The sequence below is a fragment of the Nocardia sp. NPDC058633 genome (assembly GCF_042717045.1).
Taxonomy (GTDB): domain Bacteria; phylum Actinomycetota; class Actinomycetes; order Mycobacteriales; family Mycobacteriaceae; genus Nocardia.
In genome coordinates this window covers 220,767-247,324 of the sequence record NZ_JBHXRA010000011.1, presented here as the reverse complement: position 1 = coordinate 247,324, position 26,558 = coordinate 220,767, and the positions used below count along the sequence as shown (strand labels likewise).

Genomic DNA, 26,558 nt, shown 5'->3' with positions numbered 1-26,558 from the left:
GGCGACGAAGGAGCAAGCAACGGTGGCTGACCGGCGGCCCCTCGGGGCCGCGACTCGAGTGCGCCAGCACTCCAATAAACACTGATAATGTCGCCATCGTGCTCGCACCCGAACGGCGGACGCGCGCCGACATCTTCGTAGCAATCGCGATCGCCGTCACCCTCGTGGTGGCGGCGTTCGTCGTCTGGGCGCGTGCTGATGCGACCGGCACGGATTCGGTCACCGCGGCCTCCCCCGCGCCCACTGTCACCGCCGCGACCCAACTGCCTACCACCTTGCGCGAGCAGTGGCATGCCGCCGACGAGTCGAGCAGGCGGGCGCTCATCTCGGGCAATGTGGTGGTGACCGGTGATCACGGCACGGTGAGCGGGCGCGATCCGGTCACCGGTAAGCAGCTGTGGTGGTATCGCCGGGATATGCCGCTGTGTGGGGTGGAGTCGCAGTTCGGCACCGTGATCGCCACCTATCGCGATCAGCGCGGATGCAGTCAGTCGGTGATGCTGGAGTCCGATACCGGTGAGCGCCGGGTCGCCCGCACCAGCTACATGGACGACGAGATCCGGGTCACCGGTGACGGCACGTATCTGCTGGCGCTGGGCGCCGACCGGCTGGAGATGTGGCGTTCGGATCTGGTGCGCACCCTCGAGTACGGCTATGTCGATGCCCCGGTGAATCCGAACACCCAGCCGCGCAGTGGTTGTACGTTGCGCTCGGCCGCGTCGAGTTCCTCGCGCTTGGCGGTGCTGGAGCGTTGTCCCGGCGACGCGACCGACCGGCTGACCGTGCTGAATCCGGCGCCGAAGGAATCGACGGCACCCGAGGAGTACGGCTCGCGAGCTCTCACCGCGCCGGGCGCCGACTCGCCCGACATGCGGGTGATCGCGGTGTCGGACAACAAGATCGCGGTCTACTACCCCCCGACGCCCCCCACCGCCACCGGTCGGGGACTGCCCGCCAGGATCATCGTGCACGACGGCACCGGCAACGAGCTCGCGACCCATCAGCTCGCCGCACCGTGGGACCAGCGGGCCACGGTGACCCGCCTCGGCTCGGCCATCTACGTTTTCACCGGTAGCAGCCTCATTTCCTTGAGCTCGAGCACATTACAGCCGGTCTGGTCGGTGCGCGAGGTGCTCGGCACCCCCGCGCTGATGGCAGGCAGGCTGCTGGTTCCGGTCCCCGACGGACAGCTCGCGGTGGACAGCGGCAACGGCGCGACGGTCGCCCAGATCCCGGTCGAGCGCACCGACTACCGCGGCGACACCATTTCCACGGCCGTCCTGGGCAATACGGTCTTCGAACGACGTGGTGGCCAGCTCTACGCGCTCAGCTGAACCGGCACTGCCATGATGGACTCATGTCCACACCCGATGCCCGCCTGGTCCTGCTACGCCACGGCGAAACCGAGTGGTCGAGTCAGCGCAGGCACACCAGTTTCACCGACCTGCCGCTGACCGCGCAGGGTGAGGCCCAGGCTGTCGCAGCCGGGCTGGTGCTGAAGTCTCTCGACCTGCGCGATCCGCTCTGCTTCACCAGTCCGCGGCTGCGGGCCAGGCACACCGCCGAACTGGCCGGACTGACCCCCACCCACGTCGACGACGACCTGGTCGAGTGGAACTACGGCGAGTACGAGGGCATCACGACCGCGCAGATCCGCGAAACCGTGCCCGGCTGGACCGTGTGGACCGCGCCCGTCCCCGGCGGCGAGACGGCCGAGCAGGTGGGCGCACGGGCCGACCGGATGCTCGCCCGGGTCGAGCCGGAGCTGCCCCGGCGCGACGTGATCCTGGTCGGGCACGGGCACTTCTCCCGGGTGCTGATCGCGCGCTGGGCGGAGTTCGCGGTGCGCGAGGGCCGCCGGTTCGCGATGTCGACGGGCGCGGTGAGCGTGCTCGGTTTCGATCACGACGCCCACTCGATCTGGGGCCACAACCTGACGACCCGGACCGAACCGACGGCACCGGCCGCGAGCTGACCCGAATGCGTATCGCCGCACCGCACGATTGGCCGCGAACCCCCGAAGAGGCGATCGCACTCCAGGACCGGTTACGCCCACTGGTGTCCGCGGAAAACATTGCGCGGTCGCGATTTTCGACCGCGGCCGGAATCGATTCGGCCTATGCCGAAGACGGTACCGTGGCGACGGCCGCGGTCGTTCTCGACACAGCAACCTTGGAAACGGTGGAATCGGCAGTCGCGCACGGGATTTCGAAATTCCCTTATGTACCGGGACTACTCGCGTTCCGGGAACTGCCCGCAACGGTCGCCGCATTGGAAAAACTCACTGTCACACCGGATCTTCTTGTGTGCGACGCACAGGGTGTGGCGCATCCCCGGCGTTTCGGGCTGGCGTGCCATGTCGGGTTGCTCACCGAAATTCCGACTATCGGTGTCGCCAAATCGGTGTGGGGCGAATACCGCGCGCCCGGCCCGCGCCGCGGCGACACCAGCGATGTGACCATCGACGGCGAGGTCGTCGGCCGGGCGCTGCGCACCCGGGACGAGGTGAAGCCGCTGTTCGTCTCGGTCGGCCATCTCATCGACCTCGACACCGCGTGTGACCGGGTACTGGCCCTCACGCGGGGTTTCCGGCAGCCCGAGACCACCCGTCGAGCCGACCACCTGTGCCGCGAGGCACTGCGCGCGGCAACCGCCTGACCAGCGCGTCATCTCGGGATCTCGCCGCTGTACTGCCGGCAACGGCCGGACTACGAATCGTCTTCGGGGATTTCGCCGTAGTCCTGAGCCATGAATCGGCTGGTGGCCGGCGCGAACAGGGTGGCCAACCCGGCGACCGCGACGAGCCCGAGCACACTGCCGAACAACGGCTGATGCGAGTCCGTCAGCATCGACCACGCGACCGGCAGCAGCAACACGTTGGCGATGACCGCGATGGCCCGCCCCCAGCGTTTGCCGCGCAGCAGCCCGATGCCCGCCGCGAGCACACCGCCGAACAACACCCCGAACCAGATCGCGGTGCCGACCCCACTGGCCTCGGACTGATCGTGCCCGGTCAGCGCCCGCACGATCAGCACGATCGCGGTCACCACCCCGGCCAACCCCTCCAGCGACACCAGGCCACCGGCCAGCCGCACCGTCACCGGGATGCCGGTCGACACCTGTTCGCCGCCCTCGCGCTGGTCACCGTCTGTCACGTCCTGCTCTGCCACGTGCCCCAGCCTACGACGACGCGTCGTGGCGCCCGGCGCGCGTCGGTTGTTCGCCCGCGCGCACTACCCTCGGCACTGTGCGGACGCTGCTCATTGTCAATCCCAATGCCACCTCGACGACCCCGGCCACCCGGGATCTGCTCGCTCACGCTTTGGAGAGCCGAACACAGCTGACCGTTGCGCACACCCAGCATCGCGGCCACGCGGCCGAACTGGCCCAGTGGGCATCGACGCAGGAGATGGACCTCATCGTCGTGCACGGCGGCGATGGGACGGTCAACGAGACCATCAACGGCTTTCTGCCGGTGCCCCAGGTCGGCGACGACCAGGTGTGGCGCCCGCGCCTCGGGATCATCCCGGGCGGCTCGGCGAATGTCTTCGCCCGCGCGCTCGGCATCTGCGCCGATCCGGTCACAGCAACCAACCAGCTCATCGATCTGCTGGCTCGCGACGCCGACCGCCGCATCGGGCTCGGCCTGGCCGACGACCGATGGTTCACCTTCAGCGCGGGCGTCGGCCTCGACGCCGATGTGTGCGAGGCGATCGACGCCGCCCGCGCCAAGGGTCGCAAGGCGACGCCCTCGCGATATCTGCGCACCACGGTGCGCCAGTTCTTCCGAGCCCGGCGCCAGGATCCTTGCGTAGCCGTCGAGGTCACGGGACGGGATCCGATCGAGGAGGTCTATTACGCCTTCGTCACGAATTCGAGTCCGTGGACCTATCTCGAGGACCGCCCGATTCGCACGAATCCCACCACCACGTTCGAATCGGGCCTCGGCGTGTTCGCGGTGAAGTCGATGAGTGTGACCCGAACCCTGTTGCTGGCGCGACACTTGCTGGCCGAGAATGGAAACCCCAAGTCGCCCATACTTTTCCGCGCCGACGATGTGCCGTCCGTGCGAATCGAGACCGGCATGGAGATCGGCCTGCAAATCGATGGCGACTTCATCGGAAAACGCAAGATGGTGCATTTCACATCGGTTCCCAGTGTGCTGGACGTGGTGGCCCCCAAGCCGTCCTGACACTCGACCGTCAAGAAAAATCCTGTGGTTGCGCTGCGAAAACCCACGGACGCGAGTACAAAGGACCGGGCAGGTTCCCCTTGCGGGGACCTAGAGCGTGATCTCCCCCACGGTGCGCCGGAGACCTATTGACATCTACGGTGATCGTGAAAGCATTCACAAGCAACCGTGCGGAAACATTCGAGTCGCACAAGTGAACGATCCACTAACTACAGGCGCCCTTTGTGGCGCCCTCGCAAAGGAGCAGAGGAATGGACTGGCGCCACAAGGCCATCTGTCGCGATGAGGACCCCGAACTGTTCTTCCCGGTGGGTAACAGTGGTCCTGCGCTCGCGCAGATTGCCGATGCCAAGCTGGTCTGCGCCCGCTGCCCCGTCACTGCCGATTGCCTGTCGTGGGCCCTGAAGTCCGGACAGGATGCCGGCGTGTGGGGTGGAATGAGCGAAGACGAGCGTCGCGCGCTCAAGCGGCGCAACGCACGCACCCGTACGCGTACCTCCGTCTGAGTCGACGGACCCGGCGTTGCCGGGCCAGCAGCCCCGGCCCGGTAACGCATGTGTGAGAACCCGGCACCTCACGGTGCCGGGTTTATTGTTTCAGCGCCCCGAACGACGTCCGAGCGGAACTCGCAACACCGCGTCGGTGCCCACGTCGGCACCAGGATGCAAACCGATCGAGCCGCCGAGTTCCGAGGTCACCAGGGTGCGCACGATCTGCAATCCCAACCGGTCGGAACCTTCCAGGCTGAACCCTGCGGGCAGGCCACGGCCGTCGTCGGAGATGATCACGTCGAGCCAGCGGGCCGAACGTTCCGACCGAATCGTCACGGTACCGTTCTCCCCCGCGTCGAAGGCGTGCTCGATCGCGTTCTGCACCAGTTCCGTCAGGACCATCACCAGCGGCGTCGCCCGCTCCGCGGAGAACACCCCGAGTGAGCCCGCGCGGCGCACCTTGATCCGCGCGGTGTGCACGGTGGCCACATCCGCCATGATCGGCAGCAGCCGGTCGATCACCTCGTCGAGGTCGACTTCCTCGTCCACCGACATCGACAACATCTCGTGCACCGAGGCGATGGACGTCACTCGGCGTACCGATTCCGTCAGCGCCACTTGGGCTTCCGGATTCTCGGTGCGGCGAGCCTGTAGCCGCAGCAGGGCCGCCACGGTCTGCAGGTTGTTCTTCACCCGGTGGTGGATCTCGCGGATCGTGGCGTCCTTGCTCAGCAAGGCGCGGTCGCGGCGCTTCACCTCGGTCACGTCGCGCACCAGCACCGCGGGCCCGGCCAGTTCCCCGCCCGGACGCAGCACCAACGTGCGCAACAGCACGGTCGCCCCGCGTGCCTCGACCTCCATCCGGCGCCCGGTGCGCCCGGCGAGCGCGGCCTGGATATCGGCCACCACTTCCTGCGCGTCGAACGGATCGGTGATCAGCGAACGGGTGGTCACGGCGAGATCCTGGCCGACGAGATCGGCCTGCATCCCCATCCGGTGATAGGCCGACAGCGCGTTCGGGCTCGCGTAGACCACGATGCCCTCGGTGTCGAGCCGCACGAAACCGTCGCCCGCTCGGGGGCTGGAGTGCGTCGCCGCTCGGTCTTCGGGCGTGGGGAAACTGCCGTCGGCGATCATCTGGCACAGATCGTCGGCGCACGAGACATACGCCGTCTCCAACATGCTGCGCACCCGCGAACGCGCCAGATCGGAATCGCGGCTGAGCACGGCGATCACGTCGTCACCGCAACGCACCGGAATCGCCTCGCGCACCGCGTGGACCGGGCTCGGGTGATAGACCCCGCTCACCTCCACCTCGGTGTCGGTGCGCACCGTGTGCCCGCTGAGCAGGGCATCGAAGACCTGCGGGAAATCCGACCGCGAGGCGGTGGTGCCCACCTTGTCCTCGAGGTGCACGGTGGGCGCGGTGGTCGGCCGGATCTGGGCGACGCACACCACGTCGGAACCCTCGACGACCGGGCCCGCGCCCACCCACAGCAGCAGATCGGAGAACGACAGGTCGGCGAGCAACTGCCAATCGCCCACCACCCGTTGCAGATGGTCCACGGCGATGCCGGGGAGGTCGGTGTGTTCGGCCAGGAGCTCGCTCAGTGTTGCCACGCTGGATCTACCGCTTCGTTGTTCGTGTGACTTACGCGATGGTGGCGATGAGGTCGCCGGCCTGTAGAACCTGGCCCGGCGCGACGTCGACCGAGGTGATGTCGCCCTCGACCTCGGTGAGCACCGGGATCTCCATCTTCATCGATTCGAGCAGCACCAGTGTCTGGTCGACCTGGACGTGTTCGCCCACGGTGACCTCGACAGCGAGCACGGTCGAGACCATCTCCGCGCGCACTTCTTCAGGCATGGCACCCCGTTCAATAGTCGTGCGGCCACCGTGATGACAGCGGTGGCCGTATCCGCCGAAGGTACAGCCAATCACACATGAAACAATGGCTCTCGACCAGACATAGAAGGGAGCTCTCATGGGTAAGCGTGGACGTAAGAAGCGCAGCCGCAAGGGCAACGCCGCAAACCACGGCAAGCGTCCTAACGCTTGAGTCGTGCCGCTGCGCACAAGACGACAACAGCACGCTCTCGATGAGAGCGTGCTGTTGTCGTTTCGGGGGCTGATCAGCCCTCTGTGGTCTCGATCCTGGTGACCGTGATCGTCCGGTGGATCTCGAGCTTCAGTCGCTCGCGCAGACCTTCGGGTGCGTGCTCACCACCGCATTTGCGGCTGAGCAGACCCTTGATCTTCTCCTCGATGCCGTAGGCCTCGATGCAGGGGCTGCAGTGGTCCATGTGCTGCTGCAGGCGCTCCCGAGTGGCGTTGTCGCACTCGTTGTCGAGCATGAGCCACACATCCGCGAGGACCGCGGTGCAGTCCATGTCGAGATCGGGATCGTCACTCACTTGACTACCTCCTGGCGTTCCCCACGGTCGAATCCACGTTCGCGCGCCACGTCGGCGAGCAGGCCCTTGAGCTGCTTGCGTCCACGATGCAGCCGAGACATCACGGTACCGATGGGGGTGCCCATGATGTCGGCGATTTCCTTGTACGGGAAGCCCTCGACATCGGCGTAGTACACCGCCATCCGGAACTCTTCCGGCAACTGCTGCAGCGCCGACTTGATCTGGTCGTCGGGCAGCGCGTCCAGCGCCTCGACCTCGGCCGAGCGCAGGCCCACCGAGGAGTGCTCGGCGGTGGCCGCCAGCTGCCAGTCGGTGATCTCGTCGGTCGGGTACTGCGCGGGCTGGCGCTGCTTCTTACGGTAGGAGTTGATGTAGGTGTTGGTCAGGATCCGGTACAACCAGGCACGCAGATTGGTGCCCTCCCGGAAGGACTTGAACCCCTGGAACGCCTTCACGAACGTCTCCTGCACCAGGTCCTCGGCATCGGCCGGGTTCCTGGTCATCCGCAGGGCTGCGCCGTAGAGCTGGTCGATCATCGGTAGCGCATCGCGCTCGAACCGGGCCGCCAGCTCGGCTTCGTCGACTTCTGTGCCGGACGCACCGTCGGAGACCACGTTGTCGTCGCTCGTCACACCAATCCCTTCGATCGCCGTAGTAACCGAATCTACCGGCACGGCGGAATCGATCGGCAATCGCGCACCCCGTGACAGGACAGGACGCTCCTCGAGCAGCAGTGTCACTATCTCTCCTTCACGTCGTGTCGGGCCGCGTTGGCTTGTCACTTGTGTGCAACATGCACCTGCGCATTCGTGTTCCCGGACCGGGCGCAAATGTGGTTGCCGAACAGGGTGTGGTCGCGATTAGGGTGAGCGCTCATGTCGACCCCCGCGATCAAGGCCCTCAGCGGTATCGCGCATCGAGTGCACTCCTATTCCCACGATCCACGAGCCGAGTCCTACGGCGAGGAGGCCGTCGACGCGCTCGGTGCCGAGCTGGGAGTGCAGGCCGCGCAGATCTTCAAGACACTGGTGATCGAACTATCATCCGGTGTGCTGGCGGTGGCCGTCGTGCCGGTGCCCGCCCGGTTGTCGTTGAAGTCCGCGGCCACCGCGCTCGGCGCCTCGAAGGCGAGCATGGCCGACAAGACCAGGGCCGAACGCACCACCGGCTATGTGCTGGGCGGGGTTTCGCCACTCGGCCAGCGCAAGAAGTTGCCCACTGTTGTCGACGCTTCCGCGCTCGACTGGGATCGAGTGCTGTGCAGCGCGGGTAAACGCGGTCTCGAGATCGAGTTGGCGCCCGCGGATCTGGTGCGCGCGTGCGCGGCCGTCACCGCCCCGATCACCAGCTGAGCCAATCCGGTGGGCGTCTCGTTCCGAATTCACCTCGACGCACTCTGCGCCCGGTACGACCGATTCGACCCGAGGATGTGATGCGAAAAATGTCCGCTCGTTCGACGATCGCCGCCCTGTCCGGTGCCCTGGTCATCACTTTCGGCGCCGCCGCTGTAGCTCCCGCCACCGCGGCCCCGCAGGTGATTCCGCCGTCGCAGGCCGAACCCGGCGACTATCCGCTCAACGGCCAGGGCGCCACCCCGAAGAATTCGCCGCAGACCGCACCCGAAACCGACGAGCGAGCCGAGAAGTCGGAGAAGCTCGGCGGTGGGGTCGCCACCGAGGTGATCGATCTGGTCACCGGAATCATCAAGTGCGGTCTGAACATCGCGACCGATTCGGTGCCCTGCTCGCTCTGAGAACCGCTACCCGAGGCCGGGCACGATCACAGCAGTGTGGTCTGCCCGGCCTCGTCGTCTCCGGTGCCGTCCGGCACCAGCAGTTCCGGGCCGTTGTTGCGCACGTTGTTCACCAGGGTCGAGACCGGACGCGCCACGATCGCCGCCAGTTCCGCCTGGGCGGGCGGCCTCAGCAATGCGTCGGGCGCCGGGTGATCCGGGTCGAGCCAGGCGTCCCAGTGTTCGCGCGGCATCGGCAGCGGCATCCGGTCGTGGATGTCGGCCAGCTCGCCGCTCGCGTCGGTGGTCAGGATCGTGCAGGACATGAGCGGCTCGGCGTCGGGCGCGCCGCGATCGCGCCATACCGACCACAGTCCGGCCATATAGAGCAGGGAACCGTCGCTGTGCGACATGTAGAAGGGACGTTTCACCGCTTTGCCCTTGCCGGTCGGCGCGGGCTCGACCAGCCACTCGTACCAGCCGTCCATCGGCACCAGACAGCGCTTGTGCTTGACCGCATCGCGAAACGAAGGCGCGGTGGCCGCCTTGTCCGCGCGTGCGTTGAACAGCGGTTTGCCCTTGGCGGGCACGCCGGGCTCGGCCGCTTTGGTCCAGTGCGGGATCAGGCCCCAGCGCATCCGCCGGATCCGCAGGCGCGGATCGTCGTCGGGCTCGCCGTGCGCGTGCCGTTCCACGACGGTGAGCACCTGGGTGGTCGGCGCGACGTTGTAGCTGACGGCGGCATCCGGCTCGTCGAGCCCCGTCTCGTCGACAGCGTCCAGTTCGGCCGCCAACCGGCCCGGATTCGTGGTCGTCGCATATCGTCCACACATAATCGCCAAGATACGCCCGGGGACCGACAAAAAGTCCTGCCAGCGACGCCGCTCCACGCCGAAACGCGCACCACCGATGTGTTCGAACCGCACATAAGCGAAGATGGGGGCGTGAGTTTCTGGCCTGCGCCCCATATCGAGGTCCCCGTCCACGCGACCGTGACCCTGCCCGGTTCGAAGTCCATCACCAACCGCGCGCTCATCCTGGCCGCACTGGCCGATGGGCCGTCCACGCTCACCGGTGCGCTGCGCAGCCGCGACACCGACCTGATGATCGGAGCCCTGCGCGCCCTCGGCACCGAGATCAGCGGTGACGCCGAGACGCTCGAGGTCACCCCCGCACCCCTGCACAGCGCCGCCGTGGACTGTGGTCTCGCGGGCACCATCATGCGGTTCCTGCCGCCCGCCGCCGCACTGGCATCGGGCGACGTCGCGTTCTTCGGCGACGAGCAGGCGAAGCTGCGCCCGCTGTCCACCATCCTCGACGCCCTGCGCGCGCTCGGTCTCGACGTCGACGGTGACGCGCTGCCGTTCGTCGTGCACGGCACCGGCGCGCTGCGCGGCGGCACCGTCACCATCGACGCGTCGGGTTCCTCGCAGTTCGTTTCCGGGCTGCTGCTCTCGGCCGCCCGCTTCGACGAGGGCATCACCGTCCACCACAACGGCAGTGCCTTGCCGTCGATGCCCCACATCGAGATGACGGTCGAGATGCTGCGCCGCGCCGACGTGGCCGTGCAGACCCCCACCGATTCCGGCAATGCCCAGACCTGGACCGTGGCGCCCGGCCCGATCCGCGCGGTCGACTGGGAGATCGAGCCCGACCTGTCCAACGCCACCCCGTTCCTGGCGGCGGCCGCGGTCACCGGCGGCGAGGTGAGCATCCCGATGTGGCCGCGCGGCACCACCCAGCCCGGTGACGTGATCCGCGAGATCCTCGTCCGGATGGGCGCCGAGGCCCGCATCTTCGACGGCGTCCTCACCGTGCAGGGCCCGCAACGTCTGGCGGGCATCGACATCGACCTGCACGCCGTCGGCGAGCTCACCCCCACCGTCGCCGCGCTGGCCGCACTGGCCGATTCACCCTCGCGACTGCGTGGCATCGCCCACCTGCGCGGACACGAAACAGACCGTCTCGCAGCCCTGTGCGCCGAGATCAATCGTCTGGGCGGCAATGTCACCGAGACCGAGGACGGCCTCGAGATCGTGCCCGCCCCGCTGCACGGCGGTCGGTGGCACTCCTACGCCGATCACCGAATGGCCACCGCCGGTGCGATTCTCGGCCTACGCGTGCCCGGTGTGGAGATCGAGGACATCGGCACCACCGCCAAGACCCTGCCGACCTTCGTCACGCTGTGGGAGCAGATGCTGGCGCCCGCGTTATCCGGCGAGGGAGTAGCGCGCTGAGCCGCCAGGGGCGATCCTCGGCCAGCTACGACGAATCCGACGTCCGGGTGCGCCCGGGCAAAGCGTCCTCGCGCCCGCGCACCAAGACCCGGCCGCAGCACGCCGACGCCGAGGCCGCCATGGTTGTCGCCGTCGACCGCGGCCGCTGGGGCTGTGTCCTCGACGGTGACGCCGACCGGCGCATCGTCGCCATGCGGGCTCGCGAGCTGGGCCGCACCCCGATCGTGGTCGGCGATCAGGTCGACGTGGTCGGCGATCTCACGGGCAGGCCCGACAGCCTGGCCAGGATCGTGCGGGTGAGCGAGCGCAGCACCGTGTTGCGGCGCACCGCCGACGACACCGATCCGTTCGAACGCATCGTCGTCGCCAACGCCCAGCAGCTGTTCATCGTTGTCGCACTGGCCGATCCGCCGCCGCGTACCGGTTTCGTCGAACGGGCGATGGTGGCCGCGTACGCCGGTGGGCTGAAACCGATTCTGGTGCTCACCAAGCGCGATCTGGTCTCGGAATCCGAATTCGCCTCCGCCTTCGACGGTCTCGACCTCGAGATTCTCTACGCCGGCACCGACGACCCGATGGAGCCGGTGCTCGAGGTCCTGAACGACAGGCTCACCGCACTGATCGGACACTCCGGTGTCGGTAAGTCGACGATGGTGAATCGTCTTGTGCCCGATGCGTATCGGGCGGTCGGCGAGGTATCCGGGGTCGGCAAGGGCAAACACACCTCCACCCAGTCCGTGGCACTACCGCTGCCCGAAGGCGGCTGGGTGATCGACACTCCCGGCGTGCGTTCGTTCGGCCTTGCCCACATCACGCCCGACGACGTGATCGCCTCGTTCACCGACCTCGCCGGCGCCATCGAGGACTGCCCGCGCGGCTGCACCCATCTCGGCCCGCCCGCCGATCCCGAATGCGCGCTCGACCTGCTCCCCGGCACGGAACGGCGGGTCGCCGCGATCCGTACGCTGCTGACCGCACTGATCTCCAATGATGCTTGGTAGCAACGGTTTCCGTGCCGGGTCGACTCTCAGAAGCTGAACGAGCCGGTGTCGATGCCGCCGCCACCGCCGCCGTCGGTCGGCGTTTCGGTCACGATGACGGTTCTGGTGCTCGACGAACCAGCCACTGCGCTGCGCCCGGAGAAGGCCGCGCCGATGTTGTAGGAACCCGCGGCGCCCGGCGTCCAGACGATGCTCGCCTTGCCGTTGGCGCCGACCGGGATATCACCGAGTACGTGGTCGCCCGCCGTGAACTGGATCGTGCCGCCCGCGCCCGGCGGGGTCACGCTCGCCTCCAGCGTGACGGCTTTGCCGACCTGCGCACCCGTGACCTCGGTGATGGTGGTGCTGGATACGGCATCGCCCGACACCGTGATGGTCGGGCCCTTGCCCTGATACGTGCCGTCGCCCAGTGACCCGCCGTAGTGCATCGAGGTCGGCAGTGGGGTGTCGCGGGCACAGTTCACGCCGACCTTGTACTGGATCTCGAAGGTCTGCGATTTCGGCGAGATATTCGGATACACGGGGTATTTGGTGATGCCGAACTCGGCCCGGATCCAATCCGAGGAGGACGTGTCGATCTGGACGGGGTCACCCGACATCTTCGCCGAGCCCGCCACCGGGGTCAGACACGCCGGGTGCAGGTCCTTGATCGAGTAGATGTATTCCACCGGAATGCCGGTGCGCTCGAACTTCGTCGTCACGGTCACCGTGTCGCCGACCACCGGGTTGGTGTTCGACACCGTCCGGGTGAAACGACTGTTGCCGTCGTCCCAGGTGATCGCCCCCGGGACGGCCGCCGCCGTTGCGGGAAACGCCGCCATCGCCAGCCCTGCCGCGGCCGCGAAGGCGACCACCCGCCGCACTGTTGTGTCCACCATCATCTGTCTCCAAGCACACCGGACGCCCTCGACGTCGTCGAGGCGCTCATTCGCCCGAGTGGCGAGCAGTAGATCACGCCGGCGCTCCCGAGGGGATCCGAATCCGAAATAGATCTCGTTCAGATTTCGAATTCGACTCGCGTTCGCTCGCGTTCACAACCTCGACACAGTCCGCCGGTACCGTCATGCCCATGAAGCCACCGGCGATCGGTTACCTGCGCCGCGACATCTCGGGTGTCGCGCAGTCCTGGGACGAAACGCAGATCCGTTCCCTAGCCGAGCGTCTGGGTTACCGCTTCACCAAGACCGTGGTCTTCAGCGACCGCACCGCCGATCCGATCGGCCGTCTGCTCGACGTGGTCACCACCACCGAAGCCGCCGCGATCGTCACTCCCAGCCTCACCCACCTGGGCTCCGACCTGCCCCACCGCATCGTCGCCGCCTGCGACATCATCACGGTCTCCCCCGAGGTCACCCACACGCGAACCCTGCCCGCTCTGCCCGCCTAGGTCAGCGCGCGGTAGCGGCCGTCGATGGCGATGGTTTCGTGGACGGCGAACTCGCTGGGCGCGAATCGATTTCGAGGCCACAGGGCAGATATCCCTCCCGCAACACCACCGCTGCGGTCTCATGCGGGAAAATGATGAGGTGACCACCGAGAACGAGCGCCCTGGACCGCCGCCCATGAGCCCGACCATTTTGGTGATCACGATGTCGCGACGGGTGGAGGCGGCATTGGGGACGGAGTTGGGGGCGTTGGACCTGACGGTGGCTCGGCTGGGGTTGCTCGGGCATATCAATGGGGTGCCGGGGGCTTCCTTCAGCGAGTTGGCGCGGATGTCGGGCACGAGTGTGCAGAGTGTGCATGCCGCGGTGAAGGGGCTCGCGGGGGCGGGGTTGGTGCAGGACCGGACGGCGCGGGCGGGGTCGGCGTCGGCGATCGAGCTGACGGCAGCGGGGGCGCAGTTGCTCGCGGAAGCGCGAAAGGCGGTGGCGCGGGTGGACACTCAGTTGTTCGGTGAGCAAGCGGATCCGATTCTGCGGCGGGTCGGAGCGGCGATCGTCGACGCGTTCGCCGGTGAAATCCCACGCCGACCGCAAGCGTGACGAATCCGACCTTCAATATGACTGAAGCTCGAGCTAGGCTTCAGGCAAATTGAAGGTCGGAGGGAGCAGGTAGTTGGAACACGTCTTGTTGTCCGTGCATGTGCTCGCGGGCATCGTCTTCGTCGGCGGTTCGGCGGTCGCCACCAGTCTTTTTCCCCGCTACGCACCGATCGCGGGTGGGCCCGATCCCGAGTCGGTGCGCAGTAGGCCGGTCGCGGTAGCCATGCACCGGATCACCGGGAACTACGCGAAACTCGCGATCATCGTGCCGGTGATCGGCATCGTGCTGGCGACGATCCAGGGCCGCATGAACGAAATCTGGATCACCACCGCGATGATCACCACGGCGGTGGCGGGCGGACTGCTCGCCGTGCAGATCGTTCCGTTGCAGCGCGCGGCCCTCGACACACCCGACGACGGCAAGCGCCTGCGGGTGCTGTCGATGCTCGCGGGCATCTACAACCTGCTGTGGACGGCCGTGGTCGTCCTCATGATCGTCCGTCCCGGTTCCGCCACGTGAACGAACAGGAGCTCGAAATGACAGACCAGGGTGTCACTTTCATCAATGTGATCGAGGTTTCCGCCGACGACATCGATGGATTCGTCGCGCAGTGGCGCGAACGGGCCGCGCACATGCGCACTGCCCCCGGTTTCCGCGATGTCCGCCTGCATCGCGCCTTGCTGCCCGATTCGCGATTCCAGCTGGTGAACGTCGCGCATTGGGACAGCGCCGAGGCGTGCGGGGCCGCCGGGCTGAATCCGCCGGTCGTCGCGTCGGTCGACCAGGCGCGTCAGGTCGCACGCGCCAATTCAGCCCTCTACGAGGTTGTCGCCGAGTTCTTCTGATCGACAGGCCTCGCAGCGCGTCGAGCACCGCGGCGGAATTCGACGTCAGTGTTCGGCGCCGATGGTGTGGAGAATTTCATGGATGATCGGGTCGGTGAGCCGATTGGTGACCGATCGACCTTCGCGGCTCGAGGTGACGCAACCCTCGTGCCGCAGCACGCGCAGGGCTTGGGAGATCGCGTTCTCGTTGCGGCCGATCGCGGCGGCCAACTCGCCGACGCTGATGCCGGGTGAGCGGTGCAGGCACAGCAGGATTTCCAGCCGACCGGGGTCCGACAGCACATCGAAGCGCTGCGCCCATTCCCGGATCTCGACGTCGCCGATCGCGCGTCGGCCGAGTTCGACCGGCGACCCGTGCAGTGTGCGTGGCTCTCCCATGGCGGGGTCCAGCTTAATCGTCGAGTGGACAGGATCGCAGCGACCGCGACTATCATCTGTTCATCTGTTCAGATAAACATGAGTTGGGATGATGGATGCGCCTTCGACCACTGTTCGCCGTGGGCGTCGCGTGCGCGTTCACACTGACCTCGTGCGGTGCGCCCGAGAGCGGGTCCACCGACTCGCTCGTGCTCGCCGATGCCCATGAGGTGGGCGGATACAACCCGGTCGCCGGATACGGCGCGGCCGGTGAGGCCACGGTCTACGACGGACTGCTCCGGCTGACCGGCGGCACCGGGATGCCCGGTTTCGCCCCGGCGCTGGCCACGGCACTACCGACGCCCGACGCCGACGCGACCGTGTGGACGGCGCCGCTGCGCCCCGGAGTGCGGTTCAGCGACGGGTCGGCGTTCGACTCCGCCGATGTGGTGGCGACCTACCGCGCGATTCTGGATCCGGCATCGGCGTCGGAGGTGCGGTCGTCGTTTTCGATGATCGAGCGGATCGACGCCGTCGATCCGCTGTCGGTGCGGTTCACCCTGCGCCATCCCTATGCCGCGTTCCGGACCAAATTGCTGATCGGGATCGTACCGTCGGAAGCCGTCGCGACGCCCGGACCCGCGACCGAATCGCCGCTCAACACCGCCCCGATCGGCACCGGCCCCTATCGACTCAGCGCGTTGGAGCCGACGCGTGCGGTGTTCGAGGCGAACGACAGCTATTGGGGTGGCGCCCCCTCGGTCAAGCGGTTGACCGTGCTCTCTGTGCCCGACGACAACACGCGCGCACAGCGGATGGCAGACGGTGAACTCGACGGAACCGCACTGCCGCCCCTGCTGGCCGCCACGTTCGAGGATCGGATGTCGGTGCGGGCCAACACGTCCGCCGACTGGCGAGGGGTGTCGATGCCCGAGGGCGATCCCGTTGCCGGGGACTCCGCCGTCCGGCTGGCACTGAACTACGCGGTGGACCGGCAGTCGATGATCGACAATATTCTCGGTGGCTACGGGCGTCCGGCCTACACACCGTTCGCCGACGTCTACGGCGAATCCCACAACCCGGCGGTCGCTTTCGCCTTCGATCGCGGCCGTGCCGAGCAGATCCTCGACAGTGCGGGATGGCGGGCAGGCGCCGACGGCGTGCGTGCGAAAGAGGGTGTGCGCGCGCGGTTCACCGTGATGTACAACTCGACCGACACGGTGCGCCGCGATCTCGCACTGGCATTCGCCTCCGATGCGCGGCGCGTGGGCATCGAGATCGATCTCGAAGCACTGTCCTGGGATCGGATCGAGCCGCGCATCGAGCGGGCGGGCATTCTGCTCGGGGGCGGTAGCGAGCCCTACGATCCCGACACTCAGACCTACAACACCCTGCACTCGCCGCTCCTCGACCCGAGCGCGAGCAGCCCCTACGACAATGCGAGCCGTCACACCGATCCCGCGATCGACGCCCACCTCGACACCGCCAGGCGCAGCGTGGATCCCCCCGTGCGGGCCGCCGCGTATCGGGAGGTACAGAGCCGCTATGCCCAGAATCCGAGCCATGTTTTCCTGGTGCATCTCGATCACACCTATGTGGTGAAGGAGTCGCCCTGGAAGATGTCGGAACCGATTCTCGAACCGCACGCGCACGGGGTCACCTGGGGACCGTGGTGGTCGCTGCAGACGTGGACCCGCTGATGGGGCGCAGCCGCTTTCGCGGACGCGGCCTCCGGGCGATGGTCGGGTGGCGGTTGGTGACGTTGCTTCCGGTGCTCGTCGCCGTGTCGGCCGCCTTGTTCGCCGCCGCGGCGGTATCGCCCTTCGATCCGCTGGTCGGCTACCTCGGCGCTCGGTACGAGACGACGAGCGTGAGCGATCGGACAATGCTCACCCGGCAACTCGGGCTCGACGCATCGTGGTACCAGCTGTACGGGCGGTGGATCGGCGACCTGCTCGGCGGCGACCTCGGCGTTTCGCGTGGATTCGGGCAGCCGGTGAGTACGATTCTCGCCCAACGGATTCCGTGGACGATGCTGCTGGTCGCCGTCGCGATGGGGATCGCGATCGCCGTCGCGCTGGGTGCGGGCGTGTGGGCGGGCATGCATCGCGGCGGACCCGTCGACCGACTGGTCACCGGCTCGTGCGTGATCATGCAGGGGCTACCGCCGTTCGTGGTCTCCCTCGCCGCCATCGCCTTGTTCGCGGTCGGACTCGGCTGGTTGCCAGCGGCGGGGCTCACCGATGCCGGGGCCGAGGTCGGGGTCGGTCAGGTGGCGCGACATCTCGTCCTGCCCGCCGCCGCGTTGGCCGTGTCGCAGGTGCCGTGGCTGTTGCTGGCCGTGCGGGAATCGGTGTCGGGCAATCGTGGTGAGGATTTCGTGGTCGGCGCGGTGACACGCGGCATCGACAGCGCGACGATCACCCGCGGACATATCCTGCCGACCTCGCTCGCCCCCTTCGTGACGATCCTCGGGGCGCGTCTACCGGAGGTCGTGGTCGGGGCGGTGCTGGTGGAGGAGATCTTCTCCTGGCCGGGTATCGCGGGCGCCTTCGTCCGATCGGCGCAGGATCTGGACATGGCGCTGTTGGCCGTCCTGACCGTCGGCACGACCTGTGCGGTGATGCTCGGGTCGCTGCTCGCCGACGTCGCGGTGGTGCTGCTCGATCCTCGGGTGCGCGCCGATGGGTGAGCGAAACCAGCTCCGCACGGGTAGCCCTGACGACGGCGCCCCGCACAGCACTGCCCAGCGGCGGCGATTGTTCGTGAGCAGTACCGCTCGCGGCGGCATCGCGCGCGCGAGCGAGCGTGGATCGACCCGGCGCCGGTTGTACCTCGCACTGTCGGTGCTGGCGGCGGTGGTGCTGTACGCGGTGATCGTGGGGTGGCTCGGCGGCGTCGACGATCGGCTGACCGATTTCGCCGGTGCCCGGCAGGCGCCGTCGGGGCAGTGGTGGTTCGGCACCGACTCGGCCGGGCGGTCGCTGTTCGTGCGGATCGCGGCGGCCTTGCGCACCTCGTTGGTCGTCGCCGCCTGCGCGGCGGCGGTGTCGACGGTGATCGGGGTGCTGATCGGCGCGGTCTCCGCGCTGGCCGGTGGTTGGGTGGACCGCCTGGTGATGCGCTTGGCCGATACCGCGAACGCGCTGCCGCATCTGCTGCTCGGGATCGTGATCGTGGCGCTGTTTCGTGGCAATGCGGTAGCGGTGGTGTTGTCGATCGGGCTCACGCACTGGGTGCAGGTGGCGCGGATCGTACGGGCGGAGAGCTTGAGCTTGCGCGAACGCGAGTACGTGTCCGCGGCGGTGCTCGCCGGGGCCAGTCGCACCCATCTGCTGATCGCGCATCTGCTGCCCGCGGTGGCCCCGCAAGCCTTGATCGCCGTCGTTCTGCTTTTCCCCCATGCGATTTGGCACGAGTCGACCTTGTCGTTCCTCGGTTTCGGGCTACCGCCACACGAACCGAGCCTCGGCACCCTCTTGGCGGAGGCGCGCACTTCACTGCTGCTGGGCGGGTGGTGGACGCTGGTGTTCCCCGCGGGCTCGCTGGTACTGACGACGGTAGCGGTGGCCGTCGCCGGGTCGTCGCTGCGCGCGCTTCTCGCCCCGCCGAAACCCACGAGGATGCCGCGATGACAGCCCCCGTCCACAGCCACCTCCCCCGCGACACGGCGGGCGCGCTGCCAGCCGAGGCCCCGATCGGCCCCGGTCGAGGCGCCGGCGAGACGAGCTTGTCGATCGACTCGTTGACCATCCGCATTCCGGTGGGCCCGGGCGAGGTGGTGCACGCGGTGACCGATGTGTCGCTCGAGGTCGAGGCGGGTCGCGTCACCGCGCTCGTCGGCGAATCGGGTTGCGGGAAGTCGATTGTCGCGAGTGCGGTGCTGGGCGTGCTGCCACGCGAAGCCGTCACCACCGGGTCCGTACGCCTCGGCCCGCAGGACGGCCGCGAAGGTGCTGTCGACGAATCGGTCGACATCCTCGCGGCCGACCACTCGTTTCGCGGCCGCAAGATCGCGCTGGTACCGCAGTCCCCGAGCACCTATTTCACCCCCGTGCGGACCATCGGTTCCCAGCTCGCGGAAGCGATTTCCGCGCTCGGCACCTCGCACACCCCCACCGACCTCGTCGACCGGGCGGGGCTGTCGCCCGCCGCGCTCGATCTGTACCCGCACGAACTGTCCGGCGGCATGGCCCAGCGAGCGGCCGTGGCGGCGGCCTTGGCGGGCGACCCGGAGGTGATCGTCGCCGACGAACCGACCTCCGGGCTCGATCGGGCACGCACCGATCAGATCGGAAAGCTGTTGCGCGAGTGCGCCGACGGCGGCGCGGCGGTCCTGCTGATCACCCACGATCTGAGCCACCTGCTGCGCGCGAGCATCGCCGACACCGTCGCCGTGATGTACGCGTCGCGCCTGATGGAGGTCGGGCCCGCGGCGCAGGTGCTCGACGATCCGTGGCACGACTACACCCGCGATCTGCTCGCCGCCCTCCCCGAACGCGGTCTACGCCCCCTCCCCCATCCCCCGCGCGCGTTGACGAACCTGTCCGAGATCTGCCCGTACGCGGGCGGCCCGACAGTGCTGATTCCGCGGCAGCAGCGCATGATTCGCCAGAGGAGGACCTGATGCTGATCGCCGACTCTGTCACCGCGGGCTATCGCGCGGGTCGATCGGTGATCCACGAGGTCGACCTGCGGGTCGCCCCGGGCGAGATCGTCGGAATCACCGGCGACTCCGGTTCGGGGAAGTCCACGCTCGCCAGGACGATGTCGGGCCTGCTGAGGCCCACCGCCGGAGCCGTGACCGTCGACGGACAGGCACCGCGAAAAGTCCGCGGCGCTGTCGCCATGGTCTTCCAATCCCCGCGCGCCGCGACGAATCCCCACTTCACCGTCGCGCGGATCATCACCGAACCGGCGCGAATCCGCCGCACCCCCCTCCCCGATCTCGCGGCGCTGGCCACCGCCGTAGGCCTCACACCCGACCTGCTCGACCGCCGTCCCCATGCCCTCAGCGACGGCCAACTCCAACGCGCCTGCCTGGCCCGCGCCCTGGCTCAGCAGCCCCGCTACCTCATCCTCGACGAAGCCACCGCCATGCTCGACGCGGCCACCACCGCAGGCATCATCGGCCTGGTCACGGCCCGCGCCACCGATGACCTCGGCGTCCTGCTGATCAGCCACGACGAGGCGCTCCTCGATGTCGCCTGCACCCGCATCGCGACGATGCACGAGGGCACCCTGACCCCCCGACGAGCATCCGCGCAATAACCCCACGAATACCTCAGGCTGCACACAGGAACCCGTTTTAGCGTGAGGCCCTGTGACATTCGCGCAGGGCAAGCCAGTCAGGACATGCCGCAGCCTCAGTGGCTGGGCCCGCACAGCACCGACGGTCGCCGAGGTGCTGCGGACACCCGACATCGCGACGATCGCCGAACGGGTGCGCACCGTGGGGCCGCGCGGGGTGATCGCACGCGGACTCGGGCGCAGTTACGGCGATCCGGCGCAGAACGCGGGCGGGCTGGTCGTCGACATGACCGCCCTGGACCGCATCCACCGGATCGACCCCGACAGCGGGATCGTCGAGGTCGACGCGGGCGTCAGCCTGGACGCGCTCATGCGCGCCGCGCTGCCGTTCGGGCTGTGGGTTCCGGTGCTTCCCGGCACCAGGCAGGTGACGGTCGGCGGGGCGATCGGCGCGGACATCCGCGGGAAGAACCATCATTCGCAGGGCAGTTTCGGCAATCACGTGGTGTCGATGGATCTGCTGACCGCCGATGGGTCGGTGCGCACCTTGACGCCGGAAGGGGCAGGCTCGGAGCTGTTCTGGGCGACGGTAGGCGGCATGGGACTCACGGGAATCGTCGTCGGCGCGCGAGTGCGGTTGAAGCACACCGAGACCGCGTATTTCCTCGTCGACAACGACCGCACGCGCGATCTCGACGAAACGATGGATCTGCTGACCGACGGGTCCGATGACGGATACGACTACTCGATGGCGGTACCGGACACCATTTCCACCGGGGCGAAACTCGGGCGGGCCGGTTTCAGTCGCGGATCGCTGGCTACTGTCGATCAACTGCCTGTTCAGCTGCGCAGCAAACCCTTGAGCTTCGATGCGCCACAATTGTTCACGGTGCCGGACATCTTTCCGAACGGCATGGTCAATTCGGTCACCACTCGCATCGCGGCCGAGGCCGCGCACCGCCTTTTCCCTCGAAAAGCGCGCGGACGTATCCAGAATCTGACGCAGTTCTATCACCCGCTGGATCTGCTGGGTCACTGGAACCGGGCCTATGGCAAGCGGGGCTTTCTGCAATATCAGTTCTCGATGCCGTACGGGGCAGAGCAGCACCTGGCCGACGCGGTGCGGGCGGTGGCCGAGTCGGGGCACCACTCGTTCCTCAACGTGTTCAAGCGGATGGGGGCGAGCAATCCGGCGCCGCTGTCGTGGCCGCACCCGGGATACATGCTGAGCTTGGACTTCGCGCTGACCAGCGGGCTCGACCGGTTCTGTGTCGACCTCGACGAGCGAGTGCGAGCGGCGGGTGGACGGTTGTACTTCGCCAAGGAATCCCGGACGACACCGGAGACGATCGCGGCGATGTATCCCCGCCTCGACGAATGGCGGCGAGTCAGGGATCGCGTCGACCCAGAACGGGTGTTCGCCTCCGATCTCTCGCGACGATTGCAGCTGGTCACCGGGGTTCGACAATAGTGTGTTTCAGATCACGAGAGTCTAAGGTCGAGTGAAATCGGTTCACGGCTAATCGAATTCGCCCCAGATGACGCACGTCACTGTCCGATTTGATCTCTTATGACTTTCTAAGTTACATCTCAGCAACAAACAGTTGGACACTTGATCATGGGTGCTCGATCGAGGGCCTGCGCTCCCCAGGGAGCATCGCCATTGAGGGAAAGACCGCATTCATGAACATCAGCAAAGTCGCCGCGACCTCCGCACTCGTCATCGCCGCGCTCGGCGTCGCCACCGGCACCTCGCACGCCGCTCCGGCACCGGCTCCCGCGCCCGTGCCTGCCTTCCTCGACGGTGTCGGCCATGGCGTGAACCAGGTGCTGCCCGGCATCAACTGGAAGACCGGTATCGAGGGCGACGCTGTCGTCGTCGAGACCGACGCCGGCTCGCTCACCACCGAGAACAACCAGTTCCAGGTGCGCGACAACCAGGGCAACATCGTCGCCGCCCTGCCGCTCGCCTACACCCTCGGCGACCTCGAGTACCCGATCGACGCCGTCGTCGACGGCACCCGCGCCACCCTGACCCCGCGCACCGACGTGGCCTCGGCCCGCCCGTCGACCCTGCTGAAGGACGTCGTCCGCCAGGACGCCTTCGATGACGCCGTCGCCGCCGCGGCCACCCAGTTCGGCATCATCACCGCGATCGGCACTCTCGTCGGCACCCTCGTCGGCGGCCTGGCCGGCTGCGCCATCGGTGGCGTCGGCGGCCTGGTCCTCGGCATCCCGGTGCTCGCCCTCGGCGGCGCCACCGGCATCGCCGGCTGCCTCGCCGGCGCGGCCGTCGGTATCCCCCTCGGTGCGGCCGCGGGCCTGGTGCTGACCGGCGTGCCCGCCGCGATCGCCGTCGGCATCGGCTTCCACAACCGGATCAACGCCCCGGAAAACCAGTAGTCACCGCCGCGAAGGCCCTGCCCCGATACGGGCGGGGCCTTCGTGGTTGTCAGTGCGCCAGCCGGATACGCAATGTTTCGTAGGTGGGGATGAAAACCTTTCGGCGGTAACGCCGTTCGACGATCTCCCAGGGGCGATCGGCGGCGGTGAGCGCTTCCAGAAGCGCGGTGAGTTCGGAGTGGACGAGTTGCGCGCCCAGGCACAGGTGACGGCCGCCGCCGAACCAGAGCTGGCGGGTTTCGGGGTTGTACCCGCGGTCGACACGGAACTCGCCCGCGGCATTGTTGATGGTCCAGGTGAGGATCTTGACGTGTTCGCCCACGCGCAGGTCGCGGTCGGCGACGCGGACATCGGCGGTGACCGAGCGGCCCACGAGGTAGGCCGGGCTGGTCACGCGCAGGGTCTCACGGACCGCGTCGGGGAGCCGATCCGGCGCCGCGAGCAGGGCGCGATGCTGGCCGGTGTCGTGCATGATCGCGACCATCCTGGTCATCGCGCTGGCGAGGGTGTCGGTGCCTGCCACCGCCATCAGGATCGCCAGGCCGCCCGCGTGCTCGACGTCGAGGCCGAGTTCGCGGCAGCGGCCCAGGGTGGTGTCGGGATCGGCCCTGGCGTAGGCATCGGGGACGTTGACGGTGAGCTGCGTCGCCAGCTCCCGGGCGCGGGCCAGGGCGGCGGGGTCCAGCGTGGTCGAGGCCATGGTGCCGAAACCCAGGTTGACCAGCTCTTCGACGTGATGGAACAGTCGCAGGAACAGGGCGTCCTCGTCGTCGGTGTAGTCGCCGCCGATGGCCGCCGCGATGTCTTCGGGACGCATGCCGACCAGGTCGGAGACGCTGCGGCCGACGAGGATCTGCGCACGGGCGGCGATGTCGACGGTCTCCCCCGCGGCGAGCCGGTCGCGCAGGTCACGCAGGTCGGGGCCGATCACCCGCTCGACCAAGGCGTCGGTGTGGGTGAGGGTGAACAGGTCGCGCACTTTGGTCCGCAGGTCGGTGTGCCCCGGACCTTCGAACAGGTCCTCGACCCAGTCGCCGATGACCTGCGCCCACCAGTGCCCGGCCGCACCCTCGGACACGATGCTGAAATGGGTGCTGTCGTTGTAGATCTGGCGGGCCACCAGCGGATCGGAGACGAACCAGCCGAGCTTGGGAACCTTGCGGATCGGCCGCGCGAACCGTCCCAGCAGCAATAATCCGGGCAACCAGGGTTGACCTGCGGCGAGTAGGGTTAGTTCATGGCGTCGGGCAGAGCTCCACACCCCGGGAGAATCTAATCGACCCGGCCCGATTAGTGAAGGTCTGTGGCTAGGATCGGCGAGATGCGCTGGTGCTGATCTGTGCATCACGCGATATCTGGAAGTGAACAAGCATGGTGAGTTCGACAATCGAAGCCGTCGGCGCGTATCTGCCGACCCGGGAAGTGACCACAGCGCAGTTGCTGGCACAGCTGGCCGTCGACGCACCGCTGGATCTGGAGAAGGTCAGCGGGGTCAGAGCGCGAAGGGTACGCGGTGACTCCGAGGACTCCTTCACCATCGCCCTGGCCGCCGCCCGCAGCGCACTGGACAATTCCCGCTACGACGCCGCCGATCTGGATGTGATCATCTCCTGCTCGATCACCCGGACCCGCGGCGAGAATTTCTGCCTGGAACCGTCGTTCGCCCTGATGCTGCGTACCGAACTCGGGGCGTCGCGGGCGATCCACTTCGACGTGTCCAATGCGTGTGCCGGGATGATGACCGGAGTTCTGCTGCTGGACAGCATGATTCGATCCGGCGCGGCGCGGCGCGGCATGGTGGTGTCGGGAGAGTGCATCACGCCGATCGCCGATACCGCGGTGCGGGAGATCTCGCAGAAGTACGACCCGCAGTTCGCCTCGCTCACCGTCGGTGACGCCGGTGCCGCGGTGGTACTCGACGGCACCGACGGCCCCGGGCTCGACTACGTGGAGCTCAATACCAGCGCCGCCTTCGCCAAGTTGTGCCTCGGGATGCCCAGTGATCAGGGGCCCGGGGTCGCGCTCTACACCGACAATCGAGCGATGCACAACGAGTCGCGCTATCTGCTGTGGACCTCGCGGCAGCTGGAGTTCCTCGCCGCGCGCGGTTCCACCTTCGACGCGGAGGGCTACGACTACCTGATCCACCACCAATTCAGCGGCCCCGCTGTGGAATTGATCAACAAGATCGCCGAGCGTGAATTCGACGCCGCGATGCCGCCGGGACTCGCGGTGCTGGACAGGTACGGCAATACCGCGTCGACCTCACATTTCGTGGTGCTGCACGACGCGTTGCGGCAGGGACTGATCGCGCCGGGGTCGAAGGTACTGATGGTGCCTGCGGCCTCCGGGGTGGTCGCCGGATTCTTGTCGGTGACAATCGGCGATCTGCGGGTATAGGACAGTATGGGAATCATCATTTCTTCGGCCACTACGCACAGCGGCGGAGTCAGCTCGGTAGGACAGGCGGCCGATGCCGCGCGCGAGGCGTTGGCGGGGGCCGGTTGCCGACCGGAGCAGGTGAACGCGCTGATCAACGTAGGGGTTTATCGCGATGCCAACCTGGTGGAACCGGCGATCGCGGCACTGATCCAGCAGGCGGCGGGGATCGGGTTGGACTATCGGCGCGGAGACGTGCCGTGTTTGTCGTTCGACCTGATGAACGGGGCCTGCGGGGTGGTGAACGCGGTGGGAGTGGCCGCGTCACTGCTGGCCGATCTGCCCACCGGGCATGTGGTCGTGGTGTCGGGCGATGCGCATCCGTCGGGGCGAGCCAACGCCGAATTCGCGTTCGAGCCCGTCGGTGCGGCCTTCGTACTCGAGAATTGCGCCGACGCCGTGGGTTTCGGCGGCGTCCATGTGAGCGCCGGCGACGTGCTGCCCGATCCACAGGGCTATGTGGAGTTGTCCGCGATGGGAGCCGAAGGCCGGTCCTCGTTGACCGTGGAATTGCGCACCGGCACAACCGAACTCGTCGAGCATGCCGCTACCGCCGCACGCGAAGCGCTGGCGGCCGACGGCATCGACGCCGCACAGGTGGTGCTGCTGTGCGGTAAACCGACCCCCGACTTCGCCGGGGAACTGGCTGCCCAGCTCGGGGTGGGTGCGGTGGTGACCGACGACTTCGCCGCCGACGCGCACACTTCCGCGTTGACCGCCGCGTTCGTGGCGGCGCGCGATGCGGGACTGGCCGATCGGCCGTTGCTGTTCGTTGCCGCAGACGGCGGACCCACCGCCGCGGCGGTGACCTATCGAGGAGTTGATGTGCGGTGACGCGGTCTCGTTCGTTGCATCTGGTCCCGGATGCGGTCGATGCGCCGCCCGGTCGGCATCGGGCGGTGCCCGATCCGGCGTCGGGACCCAGCCGCAAGACGGTGCTGGCGCTGCGGTCGATTCCGATCGCGGGGTGGGTGTTCCTGATCGTCGGCGTGGTGCGCCCGTTCCGTGGCCGGTTGCTGCGGATCGCCTTCTGGATCGACGTGGTCGCGAGCGTCGGGGTGCACGCGGCGCAGATCCCGGCGGCGCGGAAGGTGGCAGCCGAGCGCGGGATCTCGGCTGGTCGAGCCGCGGCGATGACCATGCTGTTCGGGGCTACCTGGTGGAAGACGCTGGGCGAGGGCGACCGGTGATCGCTGCGCCGGGCGTGGTT

Annotated in this window: 33 protein-coding genes; 24 read left to right on the top strand and 9 right to left on the bottom strand. The window is 67.7% G+C overall.

Translation table 11 applies throughout. From position 1 onward, the window contains the following. Positions 1 to 98: 98 nt before the first annotated feature. From ACFWUR_RS17230 to ACFWUR_RS17220, 3 genes are read left to right on the top strand one after another with little or no spacing between them, the layout of a single operon-like run. Positions 99 to 1,334 (top strand): hypothetical protein, encoded by a 1,236-nt coding sequence (locus ACFWUR_RS17230; protein WP_378907989.1) that lies wholly within the window; start codon positions 99 to 101, stop codon positions 1,332 to 1,334. A gap of 23 nt (positions 1,335 to 1,357) precedes the next feature. Continuing rightward, positions 1,358 to 1,975 (top strand): acid phosphatase, encoded by a 618-nt coding sequence (locus ACFWUR_RS17225; protein WP_378907987.1) that lies wholly within the window; start codon positions 1,358 to 1,360, stop codon positions 1,973 to 1,975. A 5-nt stretch (positions 1,976 to 1,980) separates the two neighbouring features. Beyond that, entirely contained in the window at positions 1,981 to 2,658 is a 678-nt protein-coding gene (locus tag ACFWUR_RS17220; protein WP_378907985.1) for an endonuclease V, read from the top strand. A gap of 50 nt (positions 2,659 to 2,708) precedes the next feature. On the opposite strand, the gene ACFWUR_RS17215 is transcribed toward ACFWUR_RS17220, so the two are convergent. Beyond that, positions 2,709 to 3,170 carry a hypothetical protein gene (locus ACFWUR_RS17215; protein ID WP_378907983.1) on the bottom strand — a complete coding sequence of 154 codons (462 nt, stop codon included), beginning with the start codon at positions 3,168 to 3,170 and terminating at the stop codon, positions 2,709 to 2,711. Positions 3,171 to 3,247: 77 nt separating this feature from the next. Between ACFWUR_RS17215 and ACFWUR_RS17210 the strand changes: the two genes are divergently transcribed. Both ACFWUR_RS17210 and ACFWUR_RS17205 read left to right on the top strand, forming a co-directional pair. Further along, complete coding sequence (locus tag ACFWUR_RS17210) at positions 3,248 to 4,192, top strand: diacylglycerol/lipid kinase family protein (RefSeq protein WP_378907981.1); 945 nt, start codon at positions 3,248 to 3,250, stop codon at positions 4,190 to 4,192. Positions 4,193 to 4,443: 251 nt separating this feature from the next. Next, a complete protein-coding gene (locus ACFWUR_RS17205; protein ID WP_022567051.1) occupies positions 4,444 to 4,698 on the top strand; it encodes a WhiB family transcriptional regulator in 255 nt (84 codons plus the stop codon). Positions 4,699 to 4,788: 90 nt separating this feature from the next. On the opposite strand, the gene ACFWUR_RS17200 is transcribed toward ACFWUR_RS17205, so the two are convergent. Both ACFWUR_RS17200 and ACFWUR_RS17195 read right to left on the bottom strand, forming a co-directional pair. After that, a complete protein-coding gene (locus ACFWUR_RS17200; RefSeq protein WP_378907978.1) occupies positions 4,789 to 6,303 on the bottom strand; it encodes a sensor histidine kinase in 1,515 nt (504 codons plus the stop codon). Positions 6,304 to 6,334: 31 nt separating this feature from the next. Then, positions 6,335 to 6,550, bottom strand: coding sequence for a biotin/lipoyl-binding carrier protein (locus ACFWUR_RS17195; protein WP_378907976.1), 216 nt, complete (start codon positions 6,548 to 6,550; stop codon positions 6,335 to 6,337). A 118-nt stretch (positions 6,551 to 6,668) separates the two neighbouring features. Between ACFWUR_RS17195 and ACFWUR_RS17190 the strand changes: the two genes are divergently transcribed. Next, positions 6,669 to 6,743, top strand: a complete 75-nt coding sequence (locus ACFWUR_RS17190) for a 50S ribosomal protein bL37 (RefSeq protein ID WP_022597109.1) — start codon at positions 6,669 to 6,671, stop codon at positions 6,741 to 6,743. 73 nt (positions 6,744 to 6,816) lie between these two features. On the opposite strand, the gene rsrA is transcribed toward ACFWUR_RS17190, so the two are convergent. Further along, positions 6,817 to 7,074, bottom strand: a complete 258-nt coding sequence (rsrA, locus tag ACFWUR_RS17185) for a mycothiol system anti-sigma-R factor (protein ID WP_378908029.1) — start codon at positions 7,072 to 7,074, stop codon at positions 6,817 to 6,819. A 20-nt stretch (positions 7,075 to 7,094) separates the two neighbouring features. After that, a complete protein-coding gene (locus ACFWUR_RS17180) occupies positions 7,095 to 7,730 on the bottom strand; it encodes a sigma-70 family RNA polymerase sigma factor (protein ID WP_378907973.1) in 636 nt (211 codons plus the stop codon). A 243-nt stretch (positions 7,731 to 7,973) separates the two neighbouring features. Here ACFWUR_RS17180 and ybaK point away from each other — a divergent pair, with 243 nt between their 5' ends. Further along, positions 7,974 to 8,450, top strand: a complete 477-nt coding sequence (ybaK, locus tag ACFWUR_RS17175; RefSeq protein ID WP_378907970.1) for a Cys-tRNA(Pro) deacylase — start codon at positions 7,974 to 7,976, stop codon at positions 8,448 to 8,450. An 89-nt stretch (positions 8,451 to 8,539) separates the two neighbouring features. Then, positions 8,540 to 8,851, top strand: a complete 312-nt coding sequence (locus ACFWUR_RS17170) for a hypothetical protein (RefSeq protein ID WP_378907969.1) — start codon at positions 8,540 to 8,542, stop codon at positions 8,849 to 8,851. Between the two features lie 26 nt (positions 8,852 to 8,877). On the opposite strand, the gene ACFWUR_RS17165 is transcribed toward ACFWUR_RS17170, so the two are convergent. Next, positions 8,878 to 9,663: an SOS response-associated peptidase gene (locus ACFWUR_RS17165; protein WP_378907966.1), complete on the bottom strand. Its 786-nt coding sequence runs from the start codon at positions 9,661 to 9,663 to the stop codon at positions 8,878 to 8,880. A gap of 111 nt (positions 9,664 to 9,774) precedes the next feature. Between ACFWUR_RS17165 and aroA the strand changes: the two genes are divergently transcribed. Beyond that, positions 9,775 to 11,067, top strand: coding sequence for a 3-phosphoshikimate 1-carboxyvinyltransferase (gene aroA, locus ACFWUR_RS17160; protein WP_378907964.1), 1,293 nt, complete (start codon positions 9,775 to 9,777; stop codon positions 11,065 to 11,067). Next, entirely contained in the window at positions 11,043 to 12,068 is a 1,026-nt protein-coding gene (rsgA, locus tag ACFWUR_RS17155; protein WP_378908027.1) for a ribosome small subunit-dependent GTPase A, read from the top strand. Before aroA ends, rsgA begins: the two co-directional genes overlap by 25 nt. Before the next feature lie 26 nt (positions 12,069 to 12,094). Here rsgA and ACFWUR_RS17150 read toward each other — a convergent pair whose 3' ends face one another. Next, complete coding sequence (locus ACFWUR_RS17150; RefSeq protein WP_378907962.1) at positions 12,095 to 12,946, bottom strand: Ig-like domain-containing protein; 852 nt, start codon at positions 12,944 to 12,946, stop codon at positions 12,095 to 12,097. Between the two features lie 191 nt (positions 12,947 to 13,137). Here ACFWUR_RS17150 and ACFWUR_RS17145 point away from each other — a divergent pair, with 191 nt between their 5' ends. From ACFWUR_RS17145 to ACFWUR_RS17130, 4 genes are all read left to right on the top strand, one after another. Then, positions 13,138 to 13,455, top strand: coding sequence for a hypothetical protein (locus tag ACFWUR_RS17145; protein WP_056812967.1), 318 nt, complete (start codon positions 13,138 to 13,140; stop codon positions 13,453 to 13,455). Positions 13,456 to 13,594: 139 nt separating this feature from the next. Next, positions 13,595 to 14,053 (top strand): MarR family winged helix-turn-helix transcriptional regulator, encoded by a 459-nt coding sequence (locus ACFWUR_RS17140; protein ID WP_378907959.1) that lies wholly within the window; start codon positions 13,595 to 13,597, stop codon positions 14,051 to 14,053. Positions 14,054 to 14,126: 73 nt separating this feature from the next. Beyond that, positions 14,127 to 14,573 carry a hypothetical protein gene (locus tag ACFWUR_RS17135; RefSeq protein ID WP_378907957.1) on the top strand — a complete coding sequence of 149 codons (447 nt, stop codon included), beginning with the start codon at positions 14,127 to 14,129 and terminating at the stop codon, positions 14,571 to 14,573. Between the two features lie 17 nt (positions 14,574 to 14,590). Continuing rightward, on the top strand, positions 14,591 to 14,899 hold the full coding sequence (locus ACFWUR_RS17130; RefSeq protein ID WP_378907954.1) for an antibiotic biosynthesis monooxygenase family protein: 309 nt from the start codon (positions 14,591 to 14,593) through the stop codon (positions 14,897 to 14,899). A 45-nt stretch (positions 14,900 to 14,944) separates the two neighbouring features. Here ACFWUR_RS17130 and ACFWUR_RS17125 read toward each other — a convergent pair whose 3' ends face one another. Continuing rightward, positions 14,945 to 15,277 (bottom strand): ArsR/SmtB family transcription factor, encoded by a 333-nt coding sequence (locus ACFWUR_RS17125; RefSeq protein WP_378907951.1) that lies wholly within the window; start codon positions 15,275 to 15,277, stop codon positions 14,945 to 14,947. A 95-nt stretch (positions 15,278 to 15,372) separates the two neighbouring features. Between ACFWUR_RS17125 and ACFWUR_RS17120 the strand changes: the two genes are divergently transcribed. From ACFWUR_RS17120 to ACFWUR_RS17090, 7 genes are all read left to right on the top strand, one after another. Beyond that, positions 15,373 to 16,956, top strand: a complete 1,584-nt coding sequence (locus tag ACFWUR_RS17120) for an ABC transporter substrate-binding protein (protein ID WP_378907948.1) — start codon at positions 15,373 to 15,375, stop codon at positions 16,954 to 16,956. Next, a complete protein-coding gene (locus tag ACFWUR_RS17115) occupies positions 16,917 to 17,948 on the top strand; it encodes an ABC transporter permease (protein WP_378908025.1) in 1,032 nt (343 codons plus the stop codon). The genes ACFWUR_RS17120 and ACFWUR_RS17115 overlap by 40 nt, the downstream gene beginning before the upstream one ends. A gap of 73 nt (positions 17,949 to 18,021) precedes the next feature. Continuing rightward, positions 18,022 to 18,891 carry an ABC transporter permease gene (locus ACFWUR_RS17110; protein WP_378907945.1) on the top strand — a complete coding sequence of 290 codons (870 nt, stop codon included), beginning with the start codon at positions 18,022 to 18,024 and terminating at the stop codon, positions 18,889 to 18,891. Continuing rightward, positions 18,888 to 19,883: an ATP-binding cassette domain-containing protein gene (locus ACFWUR_RS17105; RefSeq protein ID WP_378907942.1), complete on the top strand. Its 996-nt coding sequence runs from the start codon at positions 18,888 to 18,890 to the stop codon at positions 19,881 to 19,883. The genes ACFWUR_RS17110 and ACFWUR_RS17105 overlap by 4 nt, the downstream gene beginning before the upstream one ends. Further along, positions 19,883 to 20,527, top strand: coding sequence for an ABC transporter ATP-binding protein (locus tag ACFWUR_RS17100; protein WP_378907939.1), 645 nt, complete (start codon positions 19,883 to 19,885; stop codon positions 20,525 to 20,527). The genes ACFWUR_RS17105 and ACFWUR_RS17100 overlap by 1 nt, the downstream gene beginning before the upstream one ends. A gap of 52 nt (positions 20,528 to 20,579) precedes the next feature. Then, positions 20,580 to 21,977 (top strand): FAD-binding protein, encoded by a 1,398-nt coding sequence (locus ACFWUR_RS17095; RefSeq protein ID WP_378907936.1) that lies wholly within the window; start codon positions 20,580 to 20,582, stop codon positions 21,975 to 21,977. Positions 21,978 to 22,189: 212 nt separating this feature from the next. Continuing rightward, the gene (locus tag ACFWUR_RS17090) at positions 22,190 to 22,909 is read left to right on the top strand and encodes a hypothetical protein (protein ID WP_378907934.1); all 720 of its coding nucleotides are present in this window, start codon (positions 22,190 to 22,192) and stop codon (positions 22,907 to 22,909) included. Positions 22,910 to 22,958: 49 nt separating this feature from the next. Here ACFWUR_RS17090 and ACFWUR_RS17085 read toward each other — a convergent pair whose 3' ends face one another. After that, positions 22,959 to 24,113, bottom strand: a complete 1,155-nt coding sequence (locus ACFWUR_RS17085; protein ID WP_378907931.1) for a cytochrome P450 — start codon at positions 24,111 to 24,113, stop codon at positions 22,959 to 22,961. 167 nt (positions 24,114 to 24,280) lie between these two features. Between ACFWUR_RS17085 and ACFWUR_RS17080 the strand changes: the two genes are divergently transcribed. The 3 genes from ACFWUR_RS17080 to ACFWUR_RS17070 are packed head-to-tail and all read left to right on the top strand — an operon-like array spanning position 24,281 to position 26,538. Continuing rightward, positions 24,281 to 25,309 carry a 3-oxoacyl-ACP synthase III family protein gene (locus ACFWUR_RS17080; RefSeq protein ID WP_378907930.1) on the top strand — a complete coding sequence of 343 codons (1,029 nt, stop codon included), beginning with the start codon at positions 24,281 to 24,283 and terminating at the stop codon, positions 25,307 to 25,309. Positions 25,310 to 25,315: 6 nt separating this feature from the next. Next, positions 25,316 to 26,182 (top strand): hypothetical protein, encoded by an 867-nt coding sequence (locus ACFWUR_RS17075; RefSeq protein WP_378907928.1) that lies wholly within the window; start codon positions 25,316 to 25,318, stop codon positions 26,180 to 26,182. Continuing rightward, positions 26,179 to 26,538, top strand: a complete 360-nt coding sequence (locus ACFWUR_RS17070) for a hypothetical protein (RefSeq protein WP_378907926.1) — start codon at positions 26,179 to 26,181, stop codon at positions 26,536 to 26,538. Before ACFWUR_RS17075 ends, ACFWUR_RS17070 begins: the two co-directional genes overlap by 4 nt. The last annotated feature ends 20 nt before the right edge of the window (positions 26,539 to 26,558 follow it).

What these genes read in the sequence shown, in the direction of transcription:
- ACFWUR_RS17100 (WP_378907939.1), top strand. Translation starts at nt 19,883, where the DNA reads ATGCTGATCGCCGACTCTGTCACCGCGGGCTATCGCGCGGGTCGATCG.
- ACFWUR_RS17220 (WP_378907985.1), top strand. Translation starts at nt 1,981, where the DNA reads ATGCGTATCGCCGCACCGCACGATTGGCCGCGAACCCCCGAAGAGGCG.
- ACFWUR_RS17105 (WP_378907942.1), top strand. Translation starts at nt 18,888, where the DNA reads ATGACAGCCCCCGTCCACAGCCACCTCCCCCGCGACACGGCGGGCGCG.
- ACFWUR_RS17125 (WP_378907951.1), bottom strand. Translation starts at nt 15,277, where the DNA reads ATGGGAGAGCCACGCACACTGCACGGGTCGCCGGTCGAACTCGGCCGA.
- ACFWUR_RS17170 (WP_378907969.1), top strand. Translation starts at nt 8,540, where the DNA reads ATGTCCGCTCGTTCGACGATCGCCGCCCTGTCCGGTGCCCTGGTCATC.
- ACFWUR_RS17150 (WP_378907962.1), bottom strand. Translation starts at nt 12,946, where the DNA reads ATGGTGGACACAACAGTGCGGCGGGTGGTCGCCTTCGCGGCCGCGGCA.
- ACFWUR_RS17075 (WP_378907928.1), top strand. Translation starts at nt 25,316, where the DNA reads ATGGGAATCATCATTTCTTCGGCCACTACGCACAGCGGCGGAGTCAGC.
- ACFWUR_RS17195 (WP_378907976.1), bottom strand. Translation starts at nt 6,550, where the DNA reads ATGCCTGAAGAAGTGCGCGCGGAGATGGTCTCGACCGTGCTCGCTGTC.
- ybaK (WP_378907970.1), top strand. Translation starts at nt 7,974, where the DNA reads ATGTCGACCCCCGCGATCAAGGCCCTCAGCGGTATCGCGCATCGAGTG.
- ACFWUR_RS17080 (WP_378907930.1), top strand. Translation starts at nt 24,281, where the DNA reads ATGGTGAGTTCGACAATCGAAGCCGTCGGCGCGTATCTGCCGACCCGG.
- rsrA (WP_378908029.1), bottom strand. Translation starts at nt 7,074, where the DNA reads ATGGACTGCACCGCGGTCCTCGCGGATGTGTGGCTCATGCTCGACAAC.
- ACFWUR_RS17165 (WP_378907966.1), bottom strand. Translation starts at nt 9,663, where the DNA reads ATGTGTGGACGATATGCGACGACCACGAATCCGGGCCGGTTGGCGGCC.
- ACFWUR_RS17145 (WP_056812967.1), top strand. Translation starts at nt 13,138, where the DNA reads ATGAAGCCACCGGCGATCGGTTACCTGCGCCGCGACATCTCGGGTGTC.
- ACFWUR_RS17225 (WP_378907987.1), top strand. Translation starts at nt 1,358, where the DNA reads ATGTCCACACCCGATGCCCGCCTGGTCCTGCTACGCCACGGCGAAACC.
- ACFWUR_RS17090 (WP_378907934.1), top strand. Translation starts at nt 22,190, where the DNA reads ATGAACATCAGCAAAGTCGCCGCGACCTCCGCACTCGTCATCGCCGCG.
- ACFWUR_RS17130 (WP_378907954.1), top strand. Translation starts at nt 14,591, where the DNA reads ATGACAGACCAGGGTGTCACTTTCATCAATGTGATCGAGGTTTCCGCC.
- ACFWUR_RS17120 (WP_378907948.1), top strand. Translation starts at nt 15,373, where the DNA reads ATGCGCCTTCGACCACTGTTCGCCGTGGGCGTCGCGTGCGCGTTCACA.
- ACFWUR_RS17205 (WP_022567051.1), top strand. Translation starts at nt 4,444, where the DNA reads ATGGACTGGCGCCACAAGGCCATCTGTCGCGATGAGGACCCCGAACTG.